We start from the raw sequence: 26,094 nt of genomic DNA, 5'->3' as shown, positions 1-26,094 counted from the left end.
CCGACCGCCACGGCGGTGACGACGACGGCTGCCACCGCGGTCGCCGCGATCCGGCCCCAGCCGTGGCTGCCGAGCCCGGCCCACATCAGCGCCACGATGCCCAGTGCACAAGCCCAGAGGCAACCCGTGAGGCGCAGCGCGATGGGCAGGCCACTGTCCGGGGAGTCCGGCGTCAGCGTCGCGACGAGCGCTCGCTGGGGCCTGGGTTGTTCGGACACCGTGGTCAGCACGAGCAGATCGCCGTCTTGAATATCGTTCTGCGCCAAGGTGGTCGACTCATCCAGAATCTGCCCGCCCAGGTGCGTCAGTTGCCAGCGCCGCGAGGTGCCGTCACCGACGTCGAGGGCGTCGACGATCCAGGGCAGTACCTCGCCCACCGTCAGGGCCGCGGGAAGCGACAGGTCCACCGAGGCGCCATCGCCCATCTGGCCCGGTGACCCGAAGTGAATCGACACGTGGCGCAACGAATCCGGCATCGCATCACCCCCCGGTTGACGCCGCTTCTGTCACGTTAACCGACCCGGCACCGGGCCCCGTGCACGAATATTTCCGGTTCCGGAGCGGAACCCGACGGGCCCCGCGTGCGTCCAAACGTCGATGGAACCCATCCGAGCACCTCGCGCCACCGGCGGCCTCACCCTGGCCGAACCGCCGTCCCGTGAGGTCCTGATCGATGCGCCGCCCGCATTACCCCGGCATACCCCGGTCAGCCTGCTGACCCGGCTGCTGCCGCTGGCGCTCGTGGTCGCGATGGCCGGCATGATCGCGGTGTACGTCACCTCGGGTGCGGCGGCCGGCCGTGGACCGGGCTTCATGATGTTCCCGGTCATCATGATCATGTCGGCGCTCGGCACGGTTGCCTACAGCCTCAAGACCGGCGGCCGGGCAACCGAACTGCACCGGGACCGCTGCGAGTACCTGCGGTATCTGGACGGCATCGATGCCGCGGCCGGACACACTGCGCACTCGCAATGGCAGGAGCTCAACAGGGCCCATCCGGAACCGGGGCAGCTGTGGACGCTGGCCGGAGGTGACCTCATGTGGAACCGCGAACCTGATGCACCTGACTTCGGCGAGGTACGGATCGGCGTGGGGGAGCGGCCGCTGTCCACCCGCCTGGTCGCCGCGACCCCCGCCCCGGGACACGACGTGGATCCGGTGACGTCATCGGCTCTGGCACAACTGATCCGGCGGCGCTCGAGGGTCGCGGATGTGCCGATCACCGTCAATCTCCGCGGTCTCGGGCATCTCGGTGTGAGCGGGCCACCCGGCGCGGTCCGGGCTCTGATGCGCGCGGTGGTCTGCCAGTTGGCAACCGCACACGGTCCGCACCACCTTCGGATCGCCGCGGTACTCGACGCGGCGACCGCGCGCGACTGGGACTGGCTGAAATGGCTTGACCACCACTGGCAGCCAGGTTGCGATGGAGAACCCGAGATCCTGCGGTTCCGGACGCTGTCCGCGCTGCCCGCGGCCGAGCCGCCGGCGCACACCGTCGTCATCGTGGACTCCGCTGCCGCACCCGTCGCCGATCCCGGGCCGGGCATCACACTGGTGACCGTCGCGGACCCCACCGAAAGCGTAAGGGCTGACCTACATCTGGTCTTGGGCGCCGAAGGGATGTCCGGCGGCGGGATCTCGGCGCGGCCCGATCAGATGTCCCATGCGCAGGCCGTCACCTGCGCCCGGCGGCTGGCGCGATACCGTGGCGCCGCCCCGCCGGCCAACTCCGGTTGGCTCGAGTTGATCGGCATCCACGACCCGGCCGGCCTCGACCCGCCGACGATGTGGCGGTCGCGGGACGGCCAACGGTTCCTGCGGGTTCCAGTCGGTTGGCGCGACGACGGCACGGTGCTCGACCTCGATCTCAAGGAGGCGGCGCATGGCGGGATGGGACCGCACGGGCTGTGTGTGGGCGCTACCGGATCTGGCAAGTCCGAACTGCTGCGCACGCTGGTGGCCGGACTCATCGCGACGCATTCACCCGACGCGCTCAACCTGGTACTCGTCGACTTCAAGGGCGGCGCCACATTTCTCGGCCTGCAGCGAGCCCGGCATGTCAGTGCGCTGATCACCAATCTGGCCGAGGAGGCGCAGTTGGTGGATCGCATGGCCGATGCGCTGGCCGGCGAGATGACGCGGCGACAAGAGCTGCTGCGGGCGGCCGGGAACCTGGCCAACATCGCCGAATACCGGCGCCGCTCCGATCTGCCCGCGCTGCCCACGCTGCTGATCGTCGTCGACGAATTCTCCGAACTGCTGCAGCAGCACCCCGATTTCGCCGACATGTTCGTGGCGATAGGCCGGGTCGGGCGATCTCTGGGCATGCATCTGCTGTTGGCCAGCCAGCGCCTGGACGAAGGCCGGCTGCGTGGCCTGGAAAGTCACCTGTCCTACCGGGTCTGCCTCAAGACGTTCTCACCCAACGAGTCCCGCTCGGTACTCGGCGTACCCGACGCCTATGAACTACCGAACACGCCAGGCGCGGCCTACCTCAAGACACCCTCCGGTGAGATCGCCAGGTTCCAGGCCGCGTACGCGTCGGCGCACAGCCCGGTGGTCGAACGATCATCACGACCACGCCCGACGGCTGCGCGACGCTTCACAGCGCCCTGGGCCCCGGCTACGGTCCGCCCGGAACCCCCGCCGACGACGACCGTGTTGCAGCGGGTGCTCGGGCGTCTGGACGGGCACGGGACGGCCGCGCACCAGGTCTGGCTTGCTCCGCTGCCGCAGGCGATACCGCTCAGTGACGTGTTGTTGTCCGATGCCCGTCCACTCGAGGTCGCGATCGGGTTGGTGGACCGACCCTACGAGCAGCGCCGCGATCGGTTGATGGTTGCGCTGGGTGGGGGACAGGGCAATGTCGCCATCGTCGGCGGGCCACAGACCGGAAAATCCACGGCGGCAAAGACATTGGCGTTGGCGCTGGCAGCCACCCATCCGCCGGGTGACGTCCAGCTCTATTGCCTGGATTTCGGTGGCGGTGCCATGGGTGCGTTGCGGGAGCTGCCGCACGTCGGAGCGGTGGCCGGGCGCGGGGAAGCCGATCTGGCCTGCCGCATGGTGGCCGAACTGCAGGCCGTGGTCAGCACCCGTGAGGGGCGGTTCGGTGATCTGGGTGTCGGGTCGATGGCCGAGTACCGCGCGCACCGGGCAGCCGGCGAGATCGAGGACCCCTACGGTGATGTCTTCCTGATCATCGACGGTTGGTCGACGTTCCGTGGCGAAGTCGAATCTTTGGAGGCGCCGATCACAGCGCTTGCGGTACAAGGGCTTTCGCGCGGTGTGCATGTGGTGATCACCGCATCACGCTGGGCGGAGTTCCGCCCCGCGCTCAAGGACCAACTGGGCACCCGTATCGAGCTGCGGCTCGGCGATCCGGCGGAATCAGAGATGGACCGCAAGCGGGCCCGGCAGATCGGGCAGTGCGCGCCCGGACGCGGCCTCACCAACGAGGGACGTGACTTGCTGATCGCGCTGCCCCGGCTGGACGGCACCGCGAGCGACGGCGGCATCGGTGCGGCATGGGAGCGGGTGGCAGATACCCTGCGTGCTCAACACGGGACGGCGCAGGCGCCGCCGATCCGGCTGCTGCCGGTGCGGGTGCAGGAGCTGGGTGCGGTGACCCGGAGGTGCCCGGCCACCGAGGTGGTGCTCGGGCTGGGCGAGCGTGAACTCGCCCCGGCGCTGGTCGATTTCGCCGCCCAGCCCGATCTGCTGATCCTCGGCGACGCCGGTTGCGGCAAGTCGACCGCGCTGCGCACGCTGTGCCGAGACCTGGTGGCCGCCAACGAACCGGCCGACGTGCAGCTGCTCATCGTGGACTTTCGCCGGTCCTTGCTGGGCACGGTGGAGTCCGACCATCTGGCGGGGTACGCCGCATCGGCAGGGGCGTTGGACGCCGTGCTGCCTTCGGTGCTCGGGCTGGTGCGGTCCCGCCTGCCCGGGCCTGATGTCACCCAGCGGCAGCTGCGGGACCGCTCGTGGTGGGTCGGTCCGGAGCTGTACATCGTGGTCGACGACTACGACCTGGTCGCCGGGGCCGGGGCGAATCCGCTGTCGGCACTGCTGGAATACCTGCCGCATGCCCGTGACCTCGGGTTGCATCTGATCCTGGCCCGCCGTTCCGGCGGCGCGGCACGCGCGATGTTCGATCCGGTGCTGGCCGCGGTCAAGGATCTGGGCTGCATGGGCCTGATGATGAGCGCGAGCCCCGATGACGGAGTGCTGTTGGGAACGACCCGGCCGGTGCGGCTTCCGCCCGGGCGCGGCACCCTGATCACCCGTGCGGCGCCCGATCAGCTGATTCAGGTCAAACTGTCCGGCGGGGCCGAAACATGGTGAGAGCCGCTGTCATCGAGGCCGGGCCGGTGTCTGTTCGCGGACCGGGACCGGTGCCGGCTGACCGTGCGGCAGCGGCGGTGGCCGGCATCGACGACGAGATCGTGCTGGTCGGAGACGAACTCGTCACGGTGCCTGAGCTGTGGGCGGAGGTCCTCGACGCCGCGGCGGCCGGTGCACCGAATCTCACGGTGGTGTGTCCGTCCCACTGGACGGCCCGAAACAGGGAGCGGGTGCGGGCCGCTGGTGGCGCCGAAGTGGCTGTGATCCAACGTTTCCAGGCTCTGAGCGCGCCTTTGGCGAGCACATCCTGGGTGGTCGTCGAGATCGCCGACGACGTCGTGACGATGACGGCTGCCGATGCCGAACCGGTCATGATGGCCCGGCACCTCGACGCCGAACTCGATCCGGAGATGGTGGTACGCACCGTGATGGCGATGGCCGGTGTGCCGGTCGAGGTGAGCGTCGACGCGCCACCGGAGGTCGCCGGGGCGAGGGTTCTGGGTGAGTCGGTGGTGGCCGGGCTGCGCCGGCGCGGGGTGGTGGCGGCGCTGGCTGACGCACAGCGGTGGCGCGACGTCCTCGACACACCGGAGTCCGCCGTCGGCGACGTCTCGGCCAGGCCGGTGCGTCGCGGCCGCCCGGTGGTCTGCGCCGCACTGGCTCTGGCAGTGACGCTCGGCGGGATCGCCCTCGCCGGCCACGGCCTTCCTGCGGGCGAACCCGCGATGACCGTTCTGGTGGAGGGCCGGGTGGGTATGCGGATTCCGGCCGGATGGACTGTGGACCGGGTGACCGACGGACCGGGATCGGCTCGGGTTCAGGTGGTTTCGCCGTCCGACCCACAGGTGATGGTTCACCTGACCCAGTCCGGGGTCGGCGACGGTCCGGTAGCCGAGATCCTGTATCGGGCACTGCGGGAACAGCCGCCGGGGGTGTTCACCGATTTCGATCCGGCCGCCGTGGTCGCCGCGCGCCAGGTGGTCAGCTACCGGGAGGTCCGTGCCGGGCGGGAGATCCGCTGGGCGGTTTTCGTGGACGGCCCGGTGCGCATCGCGATCGGATGTCAGTGCCCGCCGGGCGGCAGTGAAGCGGTCCGGTCCGCGTGCGAGGCGGCGATCCGCTCTGCGCACGTGGTGTCGTGAAATCAGGTGGAACCGAATCGGGCTGGGCTGCGTCGAATTGTTATATCCCGCAAGACAAGACCGGAGGCCAGAGCACATGTCACCAGGACCGACGGGGCCGCTGGGCGCCGATTTCGACGTAATGAACAGCGTGGCCGGCCGGATCGACGGGCTCAACGACGACATCAGGGCCATGCTGCAACTGTTCATCGGCCGGATGAGCACCGTCCCGCCCACGGTGTGGGGTGGCGCGGCGGCCGTGCGGTTCCGTGACGTGGTGGACCGCTGGAACCGCGAATCGCTGACTCTGCACACCACGCTGGGCCGCATCGCCGAGACCGTTCGCGCCAACGAGCGCACGCTGCGGGCCGCTGCCGATACCCATGCTCAGCGCCTCGGCGCCGTCGGCGACGGCATCTGATCGGGGCGCGTGATGGATCAGGTGCTGTCCTACGACTTCGGCGAGATCGAGTACACCGTCCGCCAGGAGATCCACACCACCTCGAGCCGGTTCAACGCCGCCCTCGATGAATTGCGATCGCAGATCGCGCCGCTGCAGCAGACCTGGACCCGGGAGGCCGCACAGGCCTATGCCGTCGAGCAGGCGCGGTGGAACCAGGCCGCGGCGGCGCTCAACGACATGCTGTTCGCGTTGGGCAATGCGGTACGCGACGGTGCCGACGATGTGGCCGCCACCGATCGCAGTGCCGCGAACGCCTGGGGCGGCTGAGGCCGATCACGAGCCGGTGCGGTCCCGTTCGGTGGAGAGGACCGGGCGGGACCGCACACTTTCGGGCTAGCGGCTGGAGCTGGCGTCGCCGGCCCGTCGGGGGCGCCGGTGCCCGCCNAGGCTGCGGACGTCGGAGACCTGGGCGTCCTGCATGATCGTCACCACGGTGCCCTCGTTGCCTGCGCGGGCGGTGCGCCCCGACCGGTGCAGGTAGGCCTTGTGCTCGACTGGCGGGTCGGCGTGCACGACGAGGCTGACGTCGTCGACGTGGATACCGCGGGCGGCGATGTCGGTCGCGACCAACACCGCGGCGGAGCCGTCGGAGAACGCCGTCAGATTGCGGGTCCGGGCGTTCTGGGACAGGTTCCCGTGCAGCTCCACTGCCGAGATGCCCCGCGAATTGAGCTGACGGGTCAGGTTTTTGGCGCCGTACTTGGTGCGGGCGAAGACGATGGTGCGGCCGGGCGCGGCGGCCAGGTCGGCGACCACGTTGATCCGGGTGGCGTTGTCCACGTGCAGCACGTGGTGCACCATCGCGGCCACCGGCGACTGCGCGGAGTCCACGCTGTGCACCACCGGGTCGTGCAGGTAGCGGTCCACCAGCACGTCCACGCCGGCGTCGAGGGTGGCCGAGAACAGCAGGCGCTGGCAGTTTTTCGGCGTGCGGTCCAGCAGCCGCTTCACACCGGGCAGGAAACCGAGGTCGGCCATGTGGTCGGCCTCGTCGAGCACGGTGATCTCCACCGAGGACAGGTCGGCGTGGCCGGACTTGACGTGGTCCTCGAGCCGCCCGGGGCACGCGATCACGATGTCGACCCCGCGCTGCAGCGCGGCGATCTGCGGGTTGGGTCCCACACCACCGAAGATGTTGATCGAGCGCAGCCCGGTGGCCGCGGCCAGCGGGGCCAGTGAGGCCTCGATCTGGGTGACGAGTTCACGGGTCGGCGCCAGGATCAGGGCGCGGGGGCGGTTCGGCGCCCGGCGGGTGCCGCTGGTGGCCAGGCGGGCGACCAGCGGAAGCAGGAAAGCGTAGGTCTTGCCGGACCCGGTGCGGCCGCGGCCGAGCACATCGCGGCCGGTCAGCGAGTCGGGCAGGGTGGCGGCCTGGATGGGGAAGGGGCTGTGCACCCCGTTGGCGGCGAGGGCGGCCACCAGCTCTGCGGGCAGGCCGAGGTCAGCAAATGAGGTCTGGGCAGACAAGAACAAACTCCGAAGAAAGAGGGCGGTTGTCCTGCCCGGCGCGGGTGAATCCCGCGGCGCTGAGATTGAAGTTCGAGATTGCGGCAGAGGCAGAACAGGCAAGCCGCGACGGCTCAACCATACCGGTACCGGGGCGGTTTCCCCGCCTTCGAGCGGCTGACCTACGGGTGGGATCCATCACAGGTCAGGCCGGTCAACTATCCTGGCGGATACGCGTGAATGCCATGTCAATGGCCCGACGCCGGGAGAGATGATCGCCGTGGCCGCATCGAAGAACGCGGGAGGCCGGATGTCGACCCGGGCCCTTCCCGCGAAGGTGCGCGCTATCCATGATCTGTTCATCGAGGGCCAGGTAGACGCCGCTGCGCTGGATTCCACCCCGGTGCGTCGCGTCATCGTGGAGAGCTGGCAGCGCAGCCTCGCCACCGGGGTGGACCCGGACCTGGGCACTCGGGCGGCCGCCGCAGCGGCCGCGCTGGCCGAGCTGCGCAATGCGCATCCGCTCGCGCCCACCCTGCCGTTGATCCGGCGCCTGCTGGTCGAGGACGCTGTCGACGCCGGCGTCCTGGTGGCGATCACCGCTGCCGACGGCACCCTGTTGTGGGTCGAGGGCGACGCCGGTGTGCGCCGCAAGGCCGAGGCGATGAACTTCGTGCCGGGGTCGGACTGGAGTGAGCGGACGGCCGGGACGAATGCGCCCGGCACCGCCTTGGCGCTCGACCGCGAACTGCAGATCCTGGGNTGCCGATTTGTCGGCTCGCCGACGTGCCGATGCCCCCGGGCCGGGGATTGCCACGGTCGATTCCACGTGTGCAACTGTGCTGCAACCTACTGCTGACTACCTTTAGTGACGACCGACACATATCGGTGTCCGAATGCAGGAGATTGCCATGACCGTATACGCACGTCCGGGCGCGCAGGGCGCCGTGATGTCGTTCGAATCCCGCTACGACAACTACATCGGCGGCGAGTGGGTCGCCCCGGCCGAGGGCCGCTACTTCGAGAACCCGACGCCCGTCACCGGTCAGGTGTTCTGCGAGGTGGCCCGGTCCACCGAGGCCGACGTCGAGAAGGCGCTGGATGCCGCCCACGCGGCCGCGCCCGCATGGGGCAAGACCTCACCGGCCGAGCGCGCCGTCATCCTCAACAAGATCGCCGACCGCATCGAGGAGAACCTCGAATCCGTGGCGCTGGCCGAGTCCTGGGACAACGGCAAGCCGATCCGGGAGACGCTGAACGCCGACATCCCGCTGGCGATCGACCACTTCCGGTACTTCGCCGGCGTGCTGCGCGCCCAGGAAGGCTCGCTGTCGCAGATCGACGAGGACACCGTCGCGTACCACTTCCACGAGCCGCTCGGCGTGGTCGGCCAGATCATCCCGTGGAACTTCCCGATCCTGATGGCGGTGTGGAAGCTGGCCCCCGCGCTGGCCGCGGGCAACGCGGTGGTGCTCAAACCTGCTGAGCAGACCCCGGTTTCGGTGCTGTACCTGATGTCGCTGATCGGGGACCTGCTGCCTGCCGGTGTGGTCAACGTGGTCAACGGCTTCGGTGTGGAGGCCGGCAAGCCGCTGGCCTCGAGCAACCGGATCGCCAAGATCGCGTTCACCGGTGAGACCACCACGGGCCGGCTGATCATGCAGTACGCCAGCCAGAACCTGATCCCGGTGACCCTCGAGCTCGGTGGCAAGAGCCCCAACATCTTCTTCTCCGACGTGCTGTCGGCGGCCGACGACTTCCAGGACAAGGCCCTGGAAGGGTTCACCATGTTCGCCCTGAACCAGGGTGAGGTGTGCACCTGCCCGTCGCGGTCGCTGATCCAGGCCGACATCTACGACGAGTTCCTGGAGCTGGCCGCCATCCGCACCAAGGCGGTGCGTCAGGGCGACCCGCTGGACACCGAGACGATGATCGGCGCCCAGGCCTCCAACGATCAGCTGGAGAAGATCCTGTCCTACATCGAGATCGGGAAATCCGAAGGCGCCCAACTGATCACCGGCGGTGAGCGGGCCGATCTGGGTGGTGATCTCAACGGCGGCTTCTACGTGGCGCCGACGATCTTCACCGGCCACAACAAGATGCGGCTGTTCCAGGAGGAGATCTTCGGTCCCGTCGTGGCGGTCACGTCGTTCAAGGACTACGACGACGCCATCGCGATCGCCAACGACACCCTCTACGGCCTGGGTGCCGGCGTGTGGAGCCGCAACGGCAACACCGCCTACCGGGCCGGTCGCGACATCAAGGCCGGCCGGGTGTGGACCAACTGCTACCACGCCTACCCCGCCCACGCGGCGTTCGGCGGCTACAAGCAGTCCGGCATCGGCCGCGAGAACCACAAGATGATGCTCGATCACTACCAGCAGACCAAGAACCTGCTGGTCAGCTACGCCAACAAGGCCCAGGGCTTCTTCTGACACCGAACTCCGCCGAACGTTGGCTTGTGTGCGACAACCCCCGCAGAGCTCGCACACAAGCCAACGTTCGCGGTCTACCTGGAGAGACATATGACATCGCTGCCGCTGCCGTCCGCGCAGAAGGTAATCGACGCCGCCGTAGTCAAGGCAGAAGAGATCGGCCAGCCGATGAACATCGCCGTGGTCGATGACGGAGGGCACCTGGTCGCCTTCGTGCGCATGGACGGCGCGATCAAGGCCAGCATCGACATCTCGATCCGCAAGGCGCGTACCGCGGTCATGATGAACCTGCCCACCAGCGCGCTGATGGGGGCCTGTCAGCCGGGCGGAGAGTTGTACGGCCTGGAGCAGACCTCAGGCGGATTGGTGGTGTTCGGCGGCGGGATACCGCTCGAAGCCGACGGCGTCGTGATCGGTGCGGTCGGGGTGAGTGCCGGCAGTGTCGATCAGGATGTGGCCGTGGCGACCGCTGGTGTCGCGGCCCTGTAGGCCGTCACGCCAATACGCAGTCACCGCAGTAGCCACCGCCGGGCACCTGATAGAACAGGCAGCAGTTGCGCCGCCGGAACTGTTGTCCCACAACCTCTGCGGTGCCGCGCAACGGCTCGGTGGCGATCAGCGCGTCGATGAGGTCGCGACCGCGCGCCTGCGCTTCGGGACGGGACTGTGCCAGCACGGTGACCGCGCCGTTGGCCGCCGAGGCGATGTTGCCCCACATCACCTGCGGCGAAAGCGATTCCGCCGACTGCATGGTGTCGTTCAACAGGCTCAGCACGTTTCCGATCAACGAACCGGCGATGACGGCTGCGGCGCGGTGCGGATCGGTCTCGCTCACCGATTCGGTGCCAGCCGTTCCGAGAACGGGTCGGTGGGACGAATCCGGTTGCCAGAACAGCGAATCCAGAGTCAACAGCGGGACGGTGCCCAGGCATGCCGCGGCGCCGACAACGGGCGACAGCAGTCTGGCGGTGATCGACAGGTGTACCGAAGACGCGGCCGCTTTGACGGGCACATCGGCTTCGTCGATCCCGAAGCCGGACGCGGTTGCGGCCCGGGTGCGCACCGTGTACTCGTGCACGGCCGCCTGGTCCCCGCACAGGGATCTGATCGGTCGCCAGGTGGCGGGGTCGGCTGCGGAAAGGGCAAAGAATTCACCCAGCGCGGCGATCGGATCGGATTTTCCAGCGTCCATCGTCGGGCCAGGTTAGCCGCACTGACCTGCGGCGCAACCTTGATGCAACGTGATGCAGCGCACAATCGGTCCGCGTTGTGTCGCACGTCGGTGGGAGAACCGCCCCGAGTCAGTTGGAGTAGTGGATGACGGAACCGATCCTCGATCCTTCGGTCGATTACCCGTTGAGCACGCATCGCCAGGATCTGCTGTTCACCCCCAACGGCAAGCCGATCGGCGACATCACGATGGATGCGGTGATGTCTGGTGAGGTCGCCGCGTCGGATCTCCGGATCACCCCGCAGACCCTGCGGCTGCAGGCGCAGATCGCCGAGAAGGTGGGACGCCGGCAGCTCGGCTCGAACCTGCGTCGCGCGGCAGAGATGACCGCGATCAGCGACGAGCGGGTGCTGCAGATCTACAACGCGCTGCGGCCCAACGCCTCCACCAAGGCCGAACTCGACGCGATCGCCGACGAATTGGACACGAAATACGGAGCGGCATTGCTGGCCGAGCTCGTCCGCGAAGCCGCCGACGTCTACGAGCGTCGCGACATCCTGGCCACCAGCGAATAGGAGAACACCGGTGACGGCAGTATCGGCACACCATTCGGCCGGCCCGCGCCGGCAGTCCGAGCGCACCAAGGTACTGGAGGACCGGCCGGTCAACCTCGACGGCTTCGTCGAGGAATGGCCCGAGGTCGGCATGGTCGCGCTGGACAGTGAGTTCGACCCAGCGCCCAGCGTGCGGGTCGCCGACGGGGTGATCGTCGAGATGGACGGCCGGGCCCGTGCCGATTTCGACTTCATCGACCAGTTCATCGCCGACCACGCCATCGACGTGGCGACCACCGAACAGGCCATGGCGATCCCGGCGGTCGAGATCGCGCGGATGCTGGTCGATCCCCACGTGACCCGCGACGAGGTGATCGCGGTGACCGGTGCCTTGACCCCGGCCAAGCTGCTCGAGGTCGCCAAGACGTTGAACATCGTCGAGATCATGATGGGGATGCAGAAGATGCGGGCCCGTCGTACGACGGCCAATCAGGCGCATTGCACCAGCGCTCGTGACAACCCACTCCAGGTGGCCTGTGAAGCCGCTGAGGCGTCCCTGCGCGGATTCTCAGAAGTCGAAACGACTTTGGGCGTGGTGCGCTACGCCCCGCTGGTCGCGATGGCACTGCAGATCGGCAGCCAGGTCGGCTGTGGTGGGCGGCTGACCCAGTGCGCGCTGGAGGAGGCCACCGAGCTGGAGCTGGGCATGCGCGGGATCACCGCCTACGCCGAAACGATCTCGGTGTACGGCACGGAATCGGTGTTCGTCGACGGCGACGACACCCCGTGGTCGAAGGCCTTCCTGGCGGCGGCCTACGCGTCGCGGGGGATCAAGATGCGCTTCACTTCGGGTACCGGTTCCGAGGTGCAGATGGGCAACGCCGAGGGCCGTTCGATGCTGTACCTGGAGATCCGCTGCATCCTGGTGGCGAAAGGTGCCGGCGTACAGGGCCTGCAGAACGGTTCGATCTCGTGCATCGGCGTACCGGGCGCGGTGCCGGCGGGCATCCGGGCGGTGGCCGCCGAGAACCTGATCGCCTCGGCGGTGGACCTGGAATGCGCGTCCGGCAATGACCAGTCCTTCTCGCATTCGCCGATGCGGCGGACGGCGCGGCTGTTGCCTCAGATGATGCCGGGCACCGATTTCATCACCTCCGGGTATTCGGCAACACCGAACTACGACAACATGTTCGCCGGGTCCAATGTCGACGCCGAGGATTTCGACGACTTCAACACCATCCAGCGGGACTTGCAGATCGACGGCGGATTGCGCCATGTCAACGAGTCCGAGATCCTGGCGGCGCGCGGCCGGGCGGGCAAGGCGCTGCAGGCGGTGTTCGCCTACCTCGACCTGCCCGCCATCACCGATGCGGAGATCGAGGCCGCGGTGTACGCCCACGGCAGCCGCGAGCTGATCCCGCGTGACGTCCTGGAAGACCTCAAAGGCGCACAGCAGGTGATGGACCGGGGCGTGACGGGTCTGGACCTGGTGAAAGCGCTTGAATCCACCGGGTTTTCCGACATCGCCGAGAACCTCTTGGCTGTGCTCCGGCAACGGGTGTCGGGCGATCTCCTCCAGACCTCGGCGATCATGACGCGCGAGCTGCAGCCACTGTCGGCGGTCAACGACCGAAATGACTATGCGGGTCCGGGAACCGGTTACCGCCCGACGGGTGCGCGCTGGGAAGAGATGAAGCGGCTGCGTCACGTGACCAGCGCCGAGAACCCTGAACTGGAGGTCGAGTGACATGTCGGCAGTGATCGGGCAGCGCACCTTGACGTTCACCGGCGAGCGGCCGGCCGAACCAGGCAAGCGCTCCGACGAAGTGGTGCTGGCGATTTCGCCGGCATTCGCCGACTTCTTCAGCCAGACCATCGTCGGCCTGTCTCATGCCGAGGTGATCCGCCAGATCCTGGCCGGCATCGAGGAGCAGGAGGTGGCGGCGCGATGCATCCGGGTCAGGCACAGCAGCGACCTCGCCGTGGTCGCGCACGCGGCGGCCAGGCTGAGCGGGTCGGGTATCGGTATCGGCATCCTGTCGCGCGGCACCTCGATGATCCATCAGCGCGATCTCCCGCGGTTGTCCAGCCTCGAGCTGTTCCCGCAGAGCCCGCTGATGACGTTGGAGACCTATCGCCGGATCGGCTCGAACGCCGCCCAGTACGCCAAAGGCGAGTCACCCGAACCGGTTCCGACGCTCAATGACCAGATGGCCCGGCCCCGCTGGCAGGCCAAGGCGGCGCTGCTGCATCTGAAAGAGACCGAGCAGATTCGCAAGCAGGCTCGTCCGGTAGAGGTGACGCCGGAGTTCGCCGCACTGACCCCTGAGGCACTGGGTACCTGATGGCGCTGACCGTTGTCGGTGTCGACATCGGCAACTCGACGACCGAGGCCAGTGCCGCAGTCGTCGCAACCGACGGCTCGATCCGGTTCCGTGGGGCCGCGCTGACGCCGACGACGGGCGTCAAAGGCACCCCTCGCAATGTCGAAGGGGTGGCCCAGGCGGTGGCTCGTGCGCTGGAGGCGAGCTCGATCGGGTTGGCCGAGCTGGACCTGGTCCTGCTGAACGAGGCCACCCCGGTGATCAGCGGCATGGCGATGGAAACCATCACCGAAACCATCATCACCGAGTCGACGATGATCGGCCATGACCCGCGCACCCCTGGTGGCCGGGGTCTCGGTGTCGGCGTCACCGTCGCATTCGACGTGCTCGCGCAAACCCCTTCTGGCACCGAGGTGATCGTCGTGGTCCCCCGGGAAGTGGACTTCGAGGACGCGGCCCGGGCGATCAATGCGGCGGCCGCACGCGGGCTGGTGGTGCGCGGGGTGATCCTGGGCAACGACGATGCCGTTCTGGTGGCCAACCGGCTCGACACCGTGGTTCCGGTGATCGACGAGGTATCGCGCATCGATGCGGTCCCGCTGGGAATGCTGGCCGCGGTCGAGGTGGCCGCGCCCGGCAACTCGATCCGGACCTTGTCCAATGCCTATGGGCTGGCGACGATCTTCGATTTAGACGCAGCCGCGACGAAGGTGATCTCACCGGTGTCCCGGGCACTGACCGGCAACCGTTCGGCGGTGGTGGTGCGCACCCCCGCCGGCGATGTGGCGGATCGCAGTATCCCGGCCGGCTCACTTGAGCTGTCCGGCGTGAACAAACGCGCCACGGTCGACGTGTCGCGCGGTGCACTGGAGATCATGAGTGCGGTCGAGCGAGTCGCTCCGCTGGCAGATGTGGCGGGGGAGTCCGGCACCAACACCGGAGGCATGATCGCCAACGTCCGGCACAGCATGGCCGAACTCTCCGGTCACGCGCCCGCCGACGTGCGGATACAAGATCTGCTGGCGGTGGATACCTTTGTGCCGCAAGAGGTTCGTGGCGGGGTCGCCGGCGAGGTGGCCCTGGAGAACGCGGTCGCGCTGGCTGCGATGGTGCGGACTCGGGAAAGCGGAATGCGTGCGGTGGCCGAGGAGGTGCGCGGTCGGTTGCGCGCTGCCGGGGCACAGGGTGTCGAGGTGATGGTCGGCGGTGTCGAGGCCGAGATGGCGGCGCTGGGCGCGCTGACCACCCCGGGAACCGACAAGCCGCTGGTGGTGCTCGATCTCGGGGGCGGGTCGACGGATGCCGCACTGATCGAGGTGGACGCTGAGATCAGGGCCGTGCATCTGGCCGGTGCGGGGGATCTGGTCACCAAGCTGATCGACGCCGAGCTCGGCCTGGACAACCTGGAACTGGCCGAGGACATCAAGCGGTCGCCATTGGGCAAGGCGGAGAGCTTCTTTCACGTGCGGCTGGAGAACGGGACCGTGATGTTCTTCGAGAAGCCGTTGCCTGCCGCGTCGTTCGCGCGGGTGGTCACGCTGGCCGAGTACGGCATGAATGCGATCCCCACCCGGCATTCCATGGAACGGATCAGGTTGGTGCGCCGCGCGGCCAAGGAGCGGGTCTTCGTCGTCAACGCGCTGCGCGCGCTGCGGACTGTCGCGCCCGGCGGGGACCTGCGTCAGATCGGGTTCGTGGTGCTGCTCGGTGGCTGCGCGCTGGACTTCGAGATCCCCGAGCTCATCGCCGACGCCGTTGGCCCCTTCGGAATAGTCTGCGGCACAGGCAATGTGCGTGGATCGGAAGGTCCGCGCAATGCGGTGGCCACCGGCCTGGTGGCATCTCACGCTCGGCTGGTCGGAGCGAGTGTCAGTGCATAGCGGTGGTCAGCCCGATCGTCCCGCGATCGTGGTGTTGAGTGCGGGCAGCCGTGCGGTCGAACGGGATGTGCTGGCGGGCATCGAGGAAGAAGGTGTCCCGTATCTGCTGGCTCCGGGAGACGCGGAGGTGCCGGCGGCGGAGCTGGCGCGCCGCGCGGCGCTGCGGTCGCCGTTGCATGTAGGGGTGGGCGTGGGTACCGCCGGCGACGTGTGCGTGCAGCACGCGAAGCTGTCAGATCCGTTGCCCGAGTTGTGTTCTGGCGAAGGAGCCGACGCTGTGGCGGCCCGCGTGCTGGGCCACAACGCGGCCCGGATCGTGGTCGGGGTGCCGCTCAAACCCGACGATTGACCACGAATGTTGCCGTTGGGGTAGACACCGCGGCGGAGTGCGGCAATAATCTCCGATTAAAGGTTGAGTTTCATACCTTTGGAAGGTCACCTCGCCGGCGATTCCGGCGTCGACCCGGCGGTGTTGCCGGGTTAAAGGTTGGGCCGGCGCCGGAAAAGACCGTCCTCGGCCGGCGTCGCATACGAGACAACCGAACTGTTGTAAATGAAGGAGTCTGAAATGGCGGGTGTGGAAGAACACCTGGAGAGCGCTGACTATCTCAAGAAACGTCAGCTCAAATCCGGAAGTGCGGGCTGGCTGCTGCTGGCCGGTCTCGGCGTCAGCTACGTCATCTCGGGCGACTTCTCGGGCTGGAACTTCGGCCTCGAGCAGGGCGGTTTCGGTGGCCTGCTGATCGCCGTGGTGATCATCGCCGCCATGTACTTCTGCATGGTGCTGGGGTTGGCCGAGCTGTCCTCGGCGCTGCCCGCGGCAGGTGGCGGCTACACCTTCGCCCGCCGCGCCCTCGGCCCCTGGGGCGGTTTCGCGCCCGGCCCCCCGGTTCTGATCGGGTACTCGATCCCGCCGGCCGCGCTCGCCACCTTCCCTCGCGGGTGTCGTGGNCGCGCCGGCCGCGATCGCCACCTTCATCGGCGGTTATGTCGAATCCCTCGGGCTGTTCGGGATTCACAAGGGCTGGTGGGTCTATCTGGCCGCCTTCATCATCTTCATCGGCATCCACCTCGCCGGAGTCGGCGAGGCGCTGCGGCTGATGTTCGTCATCACCGCCGTGGCGCTGCTGGGCCTGGTCATCTTCGCGGTGAGTGCCATCGGCAGCTTCGACGCCGCAAACCTGACCGACATCGCCCCCGACGCGGCCGCCGCAGGCGCATCGGCGTTCCTGCCGCACGGCTACCTGGGCATCTGGGCCGCCATTCCGTTCGCCATCTGGTTCTTCCTGGCCGTCGAGGGCGTCCCGCTGGCCGCCGAGGAGACCGCCAACCCGGAGCGCAATGTGCCGCGCGGCATCATCGCCGCGATGACCGTGCTGATCGTCACGTGTGTGACGGTGCTGTTCCTGACGACGGGTGCCGGTGGCGCAGAAGCGATGTCGACCGTGGACGACCCGCTGGTGCAGGCGCTCGGCGGTGAGGGCACGGCGGCCAAGCTGGTCAACTACATCGGCCTGGCCGGTCTGATCGCCAGCTTCTTCTCGATCATCTACGCCTACTCGCGGCAGACCTTCGCGTTGTCGCGGGCCGGCTACCTGCCCACCACGCTGTCGGTGACCAACAAGCGCAAGGCCCCGACGCTGGCGCTGATCGTCCCGGGTGTCGTCGCGTTCCTGCTCTCGCTGACCGGCAAGGGCGACCTGGTTCTGAACATGGCGGTCTTCGGCGCGGCACTCAGCTACGTGTTGATGATGGTGAGCCACATCGTGCTGCGGGTGCGCGAACCCAACATGCCGCGGCCGTACCGCACCCCGGGCGGCATCGTCACCACCGGCTTCGCGATGGTCATCGCGATCGTCGCGGTCATCGCGACGTTCCTGGTCGACCCACTCGCCTCGGGCCTGTGCCTGGCCGTGTTCTGCGCGTTCATGCTGTACTTCGCGGTGTACAGCCGCCACCGCCTGGTGGCCAACTCGCCCGATGAGGAATTCGCGATGCTCGCGGAGGCGGAGAGTTCGCTGAAATGAAATACCACCAGCAGGTCTCGGGGGTGACCTACAGGTTCGACGGGCTCGTCGAGGTGATGGCCAAGGCCACCCCGCTGCGCTCCGGCGATCAACTCGCCGGATGCGCGGCCGAGCACGACGGTGAACGCGCCGCGGCAGCCTGGGTGCTCGCGGACCTGCCGTTGGAGGTGTTCCTCAACGAGGAACTGGTGCCGTACGACACCGATGAGGTGACCCGGCTGATCATGGACAGCCATGACCGCCAAGCCTTTTCGGAGATCTCGCATCTGACGGTCGGCGGGCTGCGGGACTGGTTGATGGACATCGCATCCCACGATCACAGCGCCGAGCGGCTCGCCGCCGTCGCACCCGGTTTGACCCCCGAGATGGTCGCCGCGGTCAGCAAGATCATGCGCAACCAGGATCTGATCGCGGTGTCGGCCGCCGCGGAGGTGACCGCGGCGTTCCGCACCACCGTCGGCAAGCGCGGCACCCTGGCCACCCGGCTGCAACCCAACCATCCGACCGACGACCCACGCGGCATCGCCGCGGCGGTGCTCGACGGGCTGCTGCTGGGCTGCGGTGACGCGGTGATCGGGATCAACCCGGCCACCGACTCGCCCCAGGCCACCGCGGACCTGCTGTACCTGCTCGACTCGATCCGCACGCGCTACGACATCCCCGCCCAGTCCTGCGTGTTGTCTCACGTCACCACCACGATCGGCCTGATCGAGGCGGGGGCGCCGGTGGATCTGATGTTCCAGTCGATCGCGGGCACCGAGGGTGCCAACTCCGCGTTCGGGGTGGACCTGCAGCTGCTCCGCGAGGGCAACGAGGCTGCGCGCAGCCTTCATCGCGGCACCGTCGGCGACAACGTGATGTACCTGGAGACCGGGCAGGGCTCGGTGCTCAGCTCGGGGGCGCACCTGGGTGTCGGCGGCAAGCCGGTGGATCAGCAGACGCTGGAGGCCCGGGCCTACGCGGTGGCCCGCGACCTGCAGCCGTTGCTGGTCAACACCGTCGTCGGATTCATCGGGCCGGAGTACCTCTACGACGGCAAGCAGATCATCCGAGCCGGCCTCGAGGACCACTTCTGCGGCAAGCTGCTCGGCCTGCCGATGGGCGTGGACGTCTGCTACACCAACCACGCCGAGGCCGATCAGAACGACATGGACACCCTGCTGACGCTGTTGGCCGCGTCGGGCGTGGCCTTCGTGATCACCGTGCCCGGTGCCGACGACGTCATGCTCGGCTACCAGAGCCTGTCGTTCCACGACGTGCTGACCACCCGCCGCACGCTGGGTCTGCGCCCGGCGGCCGAGTTCGAGGCGTGGCTGCGCCGCGTCGGGATGGTCGATGACTCCGGCAAGCTGACCCCGTTCGATCTGGAAAGTTCGGCGCTGCGGTCGCTCACCTCGGCGGAGCTGCCATGAGCACGAATGACGTTGCCGTTCAGGAGTTCTGGGACGAGCTGCGCAAGACCACGCAGGCCAGGATCGGTCTGGGCCGGGCCGGCAACGCGCTGCCCACCCGCCGGGTGCTCGAGTTGGCCGCGGCGCACGCCGCCGCCCGCGACGCCGTGCACGTGCCGCTGGACGTGGATCGGCTCGTGGAAGCTGTCCTCGAGGTCGGCATCGGCGAGCCGACCGTGGTGACCAGTAAAGCCACCTCGCGCGACGAATATCTGCGCCGCCCCGACCTCGGCCGGGCCCCCGCCGACGGCATGTCGGTACCCGACACCCCGGCTGACATCGGCTTCGTCCTGGCCGACGGGCTGTCGCCGACCGCGCTGGATCACCACGGTGCCGCGGTGTTGGCGGCGTTGGTGGAGCAGCTCAAGGACCGCTACACGCTGGCCCCGCCGGTGATCGCCACGCAGGCCCGGGTCGCGCTCGGTGACCACATAGGAGCCCAGTCGCACGTCCGAACTCTCCTCGTCATCATCGGGGAGCGGCCCGGACTCAGCGTGGCCGACAGCCTCGGTATCTACCTCACCCACCTGCCGATGCCCGGGCGCACCGATGCCGACCGCAACTGCATCTCCAACATCCACCCGCCCGACGGCTTGGGCTATGCCGAGGCCGCACGGGTGGCGGCCGGACTGGTCGATGGCGCACTCGCGCTCGGGCGTTCGGGCGTCGACCTGAAAGACACGTCGCGGACCTCGGTGCTCGGCAGCTCGGGCCAGGCCGAACTCCTCTAGTCACATCCAACTGATGGGAAACCTTGATGACCTCACGTGCGCCGCTGTCCCTGCTCGTCGCCGCGGTGACCGCGGTACTGGCCCTCGCCGGGTGCGGCTCGGGCACCGAGTCCAAGCAACCGGCGGCGCAGTCGCCTGACTGTCGCACGCTGGCCGAGGACGCCGGCTGGTACGGCGACAACCGGGACCGGATCAACGCGATGCTCGCGGAGTTGGGTACCTGCGGGGCGGACGGCTCGGTGGCCGACGGGGCGCCGCTGGCGTTGTTCGACTGGGACAACACCGTGGTCAAGAACGACATCGGCGACGCCACCTTCTTCTGGATGGTGCGCAACGGCAAGCTGCGGGCCCCCGCGGGCGGCGACTGGTCGACCACCAGCCCGTACCTCACGCCGCAGGCCGCGGGCGNACGAACCGGCGTTCGCCGGCTTCAATGCCCGCCGGTTCGAGCCGTCGTACGCCTGGGCCGCGCAGATGCTCGCCGGCTGGCCCGAATCCGAACTGACCGGCTTCGCCGAGGCCGCTCGCAAGGAGAACCTCGACGCGCCCGAGGGCACCGAGCAGAAGGTCGGCAGCGGCGACGAAACCGGCTGGGTCCGCTACTACCCTCAGATGCGGGATCTGGTGGAAACCTTGCGTGCCAACGGTTTCGACGTCCGCATCATCTCCGCATCGGCCGAGCCGGTGGTGCGGGTGTGGGCCGCCGAGCTCGGTTTCACGCCCGACAAGGTGATGGGTGTGCGGACCGAACGCAACGGCGACATCGTGACGTCGAAGCTGGTGCCGTGCGGTGGCGAGACGGCCATCCCGTACATCGAGGGCAAGCGGTGCCGGGTCAACGAAGATGTCTTCGGGGTCAAGGGGCCAGCCGCGTTCGAGCAGCAGCCCGACGCCAAGCGGGCCGCCTTCGCCGCCGGGGATTCCGATACCGACGTCACGTTCCTCAGCGATGCCACCGGGCTGCGTCTGGTGCTCAACCGTCAAAAGACCGAGCTGATGTGCACGGCCTACGACAACTCCGACGGCCGCTGGCTGGTCAACCCGATGTTCATCAAGCCGATGGACAAGGGGGACACCTACGAGTGTGCGACCGAGGGCTACATCGAGCCCAGCGGCAAGGAAGGCCCGCTGCACCGGGCCGACGGCAGCGTGGTGCCCGATCAGCAGGACCGGGTCTCGTAGACGTCGAGTGTTGGCTTGTGTGCGAGATTTCTCGAAAAACTGGTACACAAGCCAACTTTCGTCAGTAGGGAGCCCCCGCGGAGCGCAAGGCGGCGCGGACCCGGCCGATGATCGTGCCCTGCCGGTACCGCAACAGGTCGGCGCCCACTCTGACGATGCGCCACCCGAGGTCCTGGTATTCGACGGTCTGGTCGATGTCCCGCGTGCGTTGCCTCGGATCGGTCCAATGCTGAATCCCGTCGTACTGGACACCCACTTTCCATTCCGGCCAGCCCATGTCGATGCGACCGACCTGTTGGCCATGGTCGAACACCTCGATCTGGGTGTGCGACGGACGCATCCCGGCCGCCGTCAACACCAGCCGGAGCCTGGTCTCCTGTGGTGACTCGGCGCCGTCGTCGGCCAGGTCGAGCACTCGTCGCAGTTGCACCACGCCTCGAACGCCACGGTGCCGGTCGGCAAGCGCCGCCACATCGGGAAGTTTCAGCCGAGTTGCCTGGATGAGTGCATCGACACGGATGACGGCCGTCGTGAGCCCGCGACGGCGGCCGAGGTCGAATGCCGTGCGTTCGGGCGTGGTGGTTCGGATGCCACGGACCAGAGAGCTCCCGCCGTCGGCCAGCCTGTCGCTGTGGATCAGAATGCCCGGCGGCCGGCAGCGGCTCGGCTGATTGATCTCGGCCGGGTGCCAGGCATCGATCCACAAGGCGCCGTGCAGAGCGGCCGCGGACAGCCCGGCAACCGTGGCCTGCCGGTCCGACCACAGCCATGCCGCCACGGCCTTGTCCGCCGGCGTCAGCTCGGTGCCCCTCGCCACGTAGACATTGCGGAACACCGCCTCATACCGGGTGCGCAGCTGGTAGCGGTTGAGCCTGCCGGCGCTCAGCGCCTCGGTGCCCAGGAATGGCATGCGAATAGGACGCTGGCGGACGGGTTGCCGGTTCCCGTTGTGCCCAGTGTTGGCTTGTGTGCGAGATTTCTCGAAGAACTCGCACACAAGCCAACGCTCGGCGCCAGAAGTCGCGTTTTGACCTGCGAGGACGCCGACCGGTAAGCTGCTCCGTTGGTGTGTGCTGCCCTGTTTTGGGGCATGCGGTCCCGGGTCAACGTCGGTCGCCGGGACATCTGCCGCACATGCCTGACCGGCACCCGGATCGCTCCGGGACCCAACCCGAGATAGATAGAGGTAAGCGCTGTGCCTACGTACACGCCGAAGGCAGGTGACACCACGCGCACGTGGTACGTCATCGACGCCCAGGACGTGGTGCTCGGCCGGCTCGCCGCGGCAGCTGCCAACCTGCTGCGCGGCAAGCACAAGCCGACATTCACGCCGAATGTCGATGGTGGCGACTTCGTCATCGTCATCAACGCCGACAAGATTGCCGTCAGCGGCAACAAGCTCACCAACAAGTTCGCTTACAGCCACTCGGGTTACCCGGGCGGTCTGCGCAAGCGCACCATCGGCGAGCTGCTGGAGAAGCACCCGACCCGCGTCGTCGAGAACGCGATCATCGGCATGCTGCCCCACACCAAGCTCGGTCGGCAGATCCAGAAGAAGCTCAAGGTCTACGCGGGCCCGGAGCATCCGCACGCCGCGCAGCAGCCGGTTCCGTACGAGATCAAGCAGGTGGCCCAGTGACCGAAACGATTGAGAACGGCAGTGAGAACACCGACGTCGTCGAAGCCGTGACCGAGAGCGTCGAGGTGGAGCAGGAGCACCGCGAGCCGGTCATCATCGACCGCCCGATCCAGACCGTCGGCCGCCGCAAGGAGGCCGTGGTGCGGGTTCGCCTGGTCCCCGGCACCGGCCAGTTCAACCTGGACGGCCGCACCCTGGAGAACTACTTCCCGAACAAGGTGCACCAGCAGCTGATCAAGGCCCCGCTGGTGACCGTCGACCGCCTCGAGCAGTTCGACATCTACGCCCACCTCGATGGTGGCGGCCCCTCGGGTCAGGCCGGCGCCCTGCGCCTGGCGATTGCCCGTGCGCTGATCCTGGTGCAGCCGGAGGACCGGCCCGCCCTCAAGCGCGCCGGCTTCCTGACGCGTGACCCGCGTGCCATCGAGCGCAAGAAGTACGGCCTCAAGAAGGCCCGCAAGGCGCCTCAGTACAGCAAGCGCTGATCGCCTCGCCATTACGGCCGAACGAACCCGCCGGGTGTGTCACGTACACACTCGGCGGGTTTGTTTTATGTCCTTGACCTGGCTATACGGCTTTGAATGAAACTTTCTCGCCGATTCGGGTTTGAGGCCCACGCGCGCGTGGAAGCCCACCGAGTGGAGAGCTGGGTGCCGCTTTGTGTCAACAAGGTGTGCCCGCAGGACGTTCCTGCCACCGGTGATCGTCGTATCGACCTCGGGGGACCGGGTGCCGCTTTCCGATCGGAAGGAGTAATTGTGGGGAACTTCGTGAAGACAGCGGCCGCGGGCGCGGTGTTCGGCGGATCGCTGCTGTTTACCGTCGGCATGGGTGTCGCCGCCGCGGCGCCTGAGACGACCGGGGACGGCAAGGTGAACCTCTCGCTCGGCAATGTCTCGGTCCTGGAGAACGTCGACAACGCCGCGGCCGCCCAGATCGCGGCCGGAGTGTGCGAATCGACCGACACGGCCTCGCTGACCACGGCCGTCCAGGGAGTCGACGCCAACAGCGCCGACCACGTGGTCTGCACCAACAACCTCGGAACCATCTCGTTCAGCCAGAACGGCAGCACGGAGCGGCCGGGCGGCATGGCCGAGGGCACCGCGCCACGCACCGTCGCACCGTCGACCGTGGCGCCCGCACCGGGTGACAGCGGCTCGTCGTCGGACAGCGAAGGCAGCTAGCTAGCTGACACCGATCACCGCCCGCCCCGCGCGGGCGGTGATTCGGTGATCACAGGGGAATATCGATTCGGCCCCGGGATGGTCGCTGACCTCGTCGGTTGTGTTTCCGGCCGCCAATTATGAGAAGTTTAAGGGCATGGGTCGACTGTTCGGCACCGATGGGGTGCGCGGGGTCGCCAATCGCGATCTGACTGCCGAACTGGCAGTGGCACTCGGTTCGGCGGCGGCACGGCGTCTCGGCAACTCCACCGGCAACGACCGTCGGGTCGCCGTGGTGGGCCGGGATCCGCGGGCCAGCGGCGAGATGCTGGAAGCCGCGGTGCTGGCCGGCATCACCAGCGAGGGAGTCGACGTCCTGCGGGTCGGTGTCTTGCCGACGCCCGCGGTGGCCTACCTGACCAGTGCTTATGACGCCGACTTCGGGGTGATGATCTCCGCGTCGCACAATCCGATGCCCGACAACGGCATCAAGATCTTCGGACCCGGCGGGCACAAGCTCGATGATGCCGCCGAGGACCGGATCGAGGATCTGGTCAACACGGGGCCGGGGCTGCGCCCGACGGGCGCGGGGATCGGTCGGGTCCTCGACGCGGAGGACGCGCTGGACCGCTACCTGCGGCATGCGGGTAAGGCCGTCACGACGCGGCTCGACGGGCTGACCGTCGTGGTCGATTGCGCGCNGGGGCTGGCCCATGACGGCGACGCCGACCGGTGCCTGGCGGTCGACGCCACCGGCCAGGTGGTCGACGGCGACGCGATCATGGTCGTGCTGGCGCTGGCCATGCAGCAGGCGGGCGAACTGGCATCCAACACCCTGGTCGCCACGGTGATGAGCAACCTGGGCTTGCACCTGGCCATGCGGGCGGCCGGCATCGAGGTCCGCACCACCAGCGTCGGCGACCGCTACGTCCTGGAGGAGCTGCGGGCCGGCGAGTTCTCGCTCGGTGGTGAGCAGTCCGGTCACATCGTGTTGCCCGGCTTCGGCACGACCGGTGACGGCATCGTGACGGGTCTGCGGCTGATGTCGCGGATGGCCCAGACCCGCACCTCACTGGCTGCGCTCGCCGAGCCGATGCGCACCTTGCCGCAGGTGCTGATCAACGTTCAGGTCGAGGACAAGGCGGCGGTCGCGGTCGCGCCATCGGTGCAGTCCGCGGTGGCGCAGGCCGAGGCCGAACTCGGCGACACCGGCCGAATTCTGCTGCGGCCCTCCGGAACCGAGCAAGTGGTTCGCGTGATGGTCGAGGCAGCCGATGAGAACACGGCGCGCCTGCTCGCGGCGCGGGTGGCCGAATCGGTCAGCGGTCACACCGCCTGAGGGAACCGGACAGCGCCCGGCTGCGTCTAAACCGGGCATGGGAGATGTAGCTGCCGCTCGCGTCGACGCCGCGGCATTGTCGGCGGTGGCCGCCGGATATGACGCGGTGGCCGCCGATCTCGATGCGGTGGTGCGAGACCGCCTACGCGGACCCGTGTTCGACGGTGCCGCCGCCGGGCAGGCCCACGTTGCCGATGGCGATGCGGTGCGGATCGCGGTCGACGAGCTGACGGATGGGCTGCGTCGTTGGGCGCGGGCCGGTGCGGAGGTTGCGGCGGTGCTGCGTGGCTCGGTCGATCGGTATGCGCTTGCCGACGCACGCGCCGCGGCTCGGGTGGGCTGAGCGGTGGCGGCCGGAGTCGACGCGGCTGTCCGGTTGGACGAGGGCCAGGCTGCCGTCGACACCATCACCGAGTACGTCTGGGCCTGTCATCTGCTCGGTTTCTCCCATCCCGATCTGACCGGGTACCACCACCAGGTGCGGGACTGGTATGCCACCGAGGACGGACTGGACCTGCGGACGTTGACCGCCGAGTGTGACGCGCTGGCCGCTACCGCGGCCGTGGCGGAGGAGGCATTGCGACTGCAGGACAGCCATTTTCAGAATCTGTCACCGGCCTGGCAGGGTGCTGGCGCGCTGGCGTCGACGGAATTTCTGGCCCGGCACGCGTCGTCGGCGTCCCAGGTGGTCATCGGAATCCGCGGCGCGGCAACCATTTTGACCCGGCTGCGGGACGCGCTCTGGCGCGCGGTCGATGCCAAGGTCGATGCCGCGGTGCAGATCGAGGCGCGCCGGGCCGGGCAACGCGGGGCCTGGCTGG

21 protein-coding genes and 5 pseudogenes are annotated in these 26,094 nt (G+C 68.2%); 22 read left to right on the top strand and 4 right to left on the bottom strand.

The window, feature by feature from the left end:
* Positions 1–476, bottom strand: a 476-nt coding sequence (locus tag BN4332_RS20895; RefSeq protein ID WP_276527220.1) for an EsaB/YukD family protein, incomplete at its 3' end; no start/stop codon positions are given.
* A 121-nt stretch (positions 477–597) separates the two neighbouring features.
* Here BN4332_RS20895 and eccCa point away from each other — a divergent pair.
* The 4 genes from eccCa to BN4332_RS20875 all read left to right on the top strand — a co-directional run bounded on the left by eccCa (position 598) and on the right by BN4332_RS20875 (position 6,198).
* Positions 598–4,347, top strand: coding sequence for a type VII secretion protein EccCa (gene eccCa / locus BN4332_RS20890; RefSeq protein ID WP_066901254.1), 3,750 nt, complete (start codon positions 598–600; stop codon positions 4,345–4,347).
* On the top strand, positions 4,341–5,489 hold the full coding sequence (locus tag BN4332_RS20885) for a type VII secretion-associated protein (RefSeq protein ID WP_066901252.1): 1,149 nt from the start codon (positions 4,341–4,343) through the stop codon (positions 5,487–5,489). The genes eccCa and BN4332_RS20885 overlap by 7 nt, the downstream gene beginning before the upstream one ends.
* A gap of 76 nt (positions 5,490–5,565) precedes the next feature.
* Positions 5,566–5,889, top strand: a complete 324-nt coding sequence (locus BN4332_RS20880) for a WXG100 family type VII secretion target (RefSeq protein ID WP_066901250.1) — start codon at positions 5,566–5,568, stop codon at positions 5,887–5,889.
* Positions 5,890–5,901: 12 nt separating this feature from the next.
* A complete protein-coding gene (locus BN4332_RS20875) occupies positions 5,902–6,198 on the top strand; it encodes a WXG100 family type VII secretion target (RefSeq protein ID WP_066901248.1) in 297 nt (98 codons plus the stop codon).
* Between the two features lie 120 nt (positions 6,199–6,318).
* On the opposite strand, the pseudogene BN4332_RS20870 reads toward BN4332_RS20875, so the two are convergent.
* A pseudogene (locus BN4332_RS20870) lies at positions 6,319–7,398 on the bottom strand (DEAD/DEAH box helicase); the annotation flags it as partial.
* Between the two features lie 250 nt (positions 7,399–7,648).
* Between BN4332_RS20870 and BN4332_RS20865 the strand changes: the two are divergent.
* The 3 genes and pseudogenes from BN4332_RS20865 to BN4332_RS20855 form a co-directional block, all read left to right on the top strand.
* Positions 7,649–8,137: pseudogene (locus BN4332_RS20865) on the top strand (transcriptional regulator); the annotation flags it as partial.
* A gap of 151 nt (positions 8,138–8,288) precedes the next feature.
* Entirely contained in the window at positions 8,289–9,812 is a 1,524-nt protein-coding gene (gene adh / locus BN4332_RS20860) for an aldehyde dehydrogenase (RefSeq protein ID WP_066901260.1), read from the top strand.
* 90 nt (positions 9,813–9,902) lie between these two features.
* Positions 9,903–10,301 carry a GlcG/HbpS family heme-binding protein gene (locus tag BN4332_RS20855; RefSeq protein WP_066901245.1) on the top strand — a complete coding sequence of 133 codons (399 nt, stop codon included), beginning with the start codon at positions 9,903–9,905 and terminating at the stop codon, positions 10,299–10,301.
* A 4-nt stretch (positions 10,302–10,305) separates the two neighbouring features.
* On the opposite strand, the gene BN4332_RS20850 is transcribed toward BN4332_RS20855, so the two are convergent.
* Positions 10,306–11,004 carry a (2Fe-2S)-binding protein gene (locus BN4332_RS20850; protein WP_066901243.1) on the bottom strand — a complete coding sequence of 233 codons (699 nt, stop codon included), beginning with the start codon at positions 11,002–11,004 and terminating at the stop codon, positions 10,306–10,308.
* Between the two features lie 125 nt (positions 11,005–11,129).
* On the opposite strand from BN4332_RS20850, the gene BN4332_RS20845 reads away from it, so the two are divergent.
* The 9 genes and pseudogenes from BN4332_RS20845 to BN4332_RS20805 all read left to right on the top strand — a co-directional run bounded on the left by BN4332_RS20845 (position 11,130) and on the right by BN4332_RS20805 (position 21,132).
* Entirely contained in the window at positions 11,130–11,558 is a 429-nt protein-coding gene (locus BN4332_RS20845; RefSeq protein WP_066901242.1) for a diol dehydratase small subunit, read from the top strand.
* 10 nt (positions 11,559–11,568) lie between these two features.
* On the top strand, positions 11,569–13,284 hold the full coding sequence (locus BN4332_RS20840; protein WP_066901240.1) for a propanediol/glycerol family dehydratase large subunit: 1,716 nt from the start codon (positions 11,569–11,571) through the stop codon (positions 13,282–13,284).
* Between the two features lies 1 nt (position 13,285).
* Positions 13,286–13,882, top strand: coding sequence for a propanediol/glycerol family dehydratase medium subunit (locus BN4332_RS20835; protein ID WP_066901238.1), 597 nt, complete (start codon positions 13,286–13,288; stop codon positions 13,880–13,882).
* Positions 13,882–15,741, top strand: a complete 1,860-nt coding sequence (locus BN4332_RS20830; protein WP_066901236.1) for a diol dehydratase reactivase subunit alpha — start codon at positions 13,882–13,884, stop codon at positions 15,739–15,741. Before BN4332_RS20835 ends, BN4332_RS20830 begins: the two co-directional genes overlap by 1 nt.
* Positions 15,728–16,090: a glycerol dehydratase reactivase beta/small subunit family protein gene (locus BN4332_RS20825; RefSeq protein WP_235654157.1), complete on the top strand. Its 363-nt coding sequence runs from the start codon at positions 15,728–15,730 to the stop codon at positions 16,088–16,090. Before BN4332_RS20830 ends, BN4332_RS20825 begins: the two co-directional genes overlap by 14 nt.
* A gap of 219 nt (positions 16,091–16,309) precedes the next feature.
* A pseudogene (eat, locus tag BN4332_RS20820) lies at positions 16,310–17,768 on the top strand (ethanolamine permease).
* Positions 17,765–19,180, top strand: a complete 1,416-nt coding sequence (locus BN4332_RS20815) for an ethanolamine ammonia-lyase subunit EutB (RefSeq protein ID WP_066901234.1) — start codon at positions 17,765–17,767, stop codon at positions 19,178–19,180. The pseudogene eat and the gene BN4332_RS20815 overlap by 4 nt, the downstream one beginning before the upstream one ends.
* Entirely contained in the window at positions 19,177–19,950 is a 774-nt protein-coding gene (eutC, locus tag BN4332_RS20810; RefSeq protein ID WP_066901232.1) for an ethanolamine ammonia-lyase subunit EutC, read from the top strand. Before BN4332_RS20815 ends, eutC begins: the two co-directional genes overlap by 4 nt.
* 26 nt (positions 19,951–19,976) lie before the next feature.
* Positions 19,977–21,132, top strand: a pseudogene (locus BN4332_RS20805) (HAD family hydrolase).
* A gap of 61 nt (positions 21,133–21,193) precedes the next feature.
* On the opposite strand, the gene BN4332_RS20800 reads toward BN4332_RS20805, so the two are convergent.
* Positions 21,194–22,042, bottom strand: a complete 849-nt coding sequence (locus tag BN4332_RS20800) for a type IV toxin-antitoxin system AbiEi family antitoxin (RefSeq protein WP_066901230.1) — start codon at positions 22,040–22,042, stop codon at positions 21,194–21,196.
* Between the two features lie 285 nt (positions 22,043–22,327).
* Between BN4332_RS20800 and rplM the strand changes: the two genes are divergently transcribed.
* From rplM to BN4332_RS20770, 6 genes and pseudogenes are all read left to right on the top strand, one after another.
* Positions 22,328–22,771, top strand: a complete 444-nt coding sequence (gene rplM, locus BN4332_RS20795; RefSeq protein WP_066901228.1) for a 50S ribosomal protein L13 — start codon at positions 22,328–22,330, stop codon at positions 22,769–22,771.
* Between the two features lie 8 nt (positions 22,772–22,779).
* A complete protein-coding gene (gene rpsI / locus BN4332_RS20790) occupies positions 22,780–23,256 on the top strand; it encodes a 30S ribosomal protein S9 (protein WP_435405200.1) in 477 nt (158 codons plus the stop codon).
* Between the two features lie 273 nt (positions 23,257–23,529).
* On the top strand, positions 23,530–23,955 hold the full coding sequence (locus BN4332_RS20785) for a hypothetical protein (RefSeq protein WP_066901226.1): 426 nt from the start codon (positions 23,530–23,532) through the stop codon (positions 23,953–23,955).
* A gap of 136 nt (positions 23,956–24,091) precedes the next feature.
* Entirely contained in the window at positions 24,092–25,273 is a 1,182-nt protein-coding gene (locus BN4332_RS20780; protein ID WP_066901224.1) for a phosphohexomutase domain-containing protein, read from the top strand.
* 37 nt (positions 25,274–25,310) lie between these two features.
* Positions 25,311–25,616, top strand: a complete 306-nt coding sequence (locus tag BN4332_RS20775; protein ID WP_066901222.1) for a type VII secretion target — start codon at positions 25,311–25,313, stop codon at positions 25,614–25,616.
* 3 nt (positions 25,617–25,619) lie between these two features.
* Positions 25,620–26,094: pseudogene (locus BN4332_RS20770) on the top strand (hypothetical protein); the annotation flags it as partial.

This window comes from Mycolicibacterium houstonense (assembly GCF_900078665.2).
Taxonomy (GTDB): Bacteria; Actinomycetota; Actinomycetes; order Mycobacteriales; family Mycobacteriaceae; genus Mycobacterium; species Mycobacterium houstonense.
This window is presented reverse-complemented; position numbering and strand designations above follow the sequence as displayed.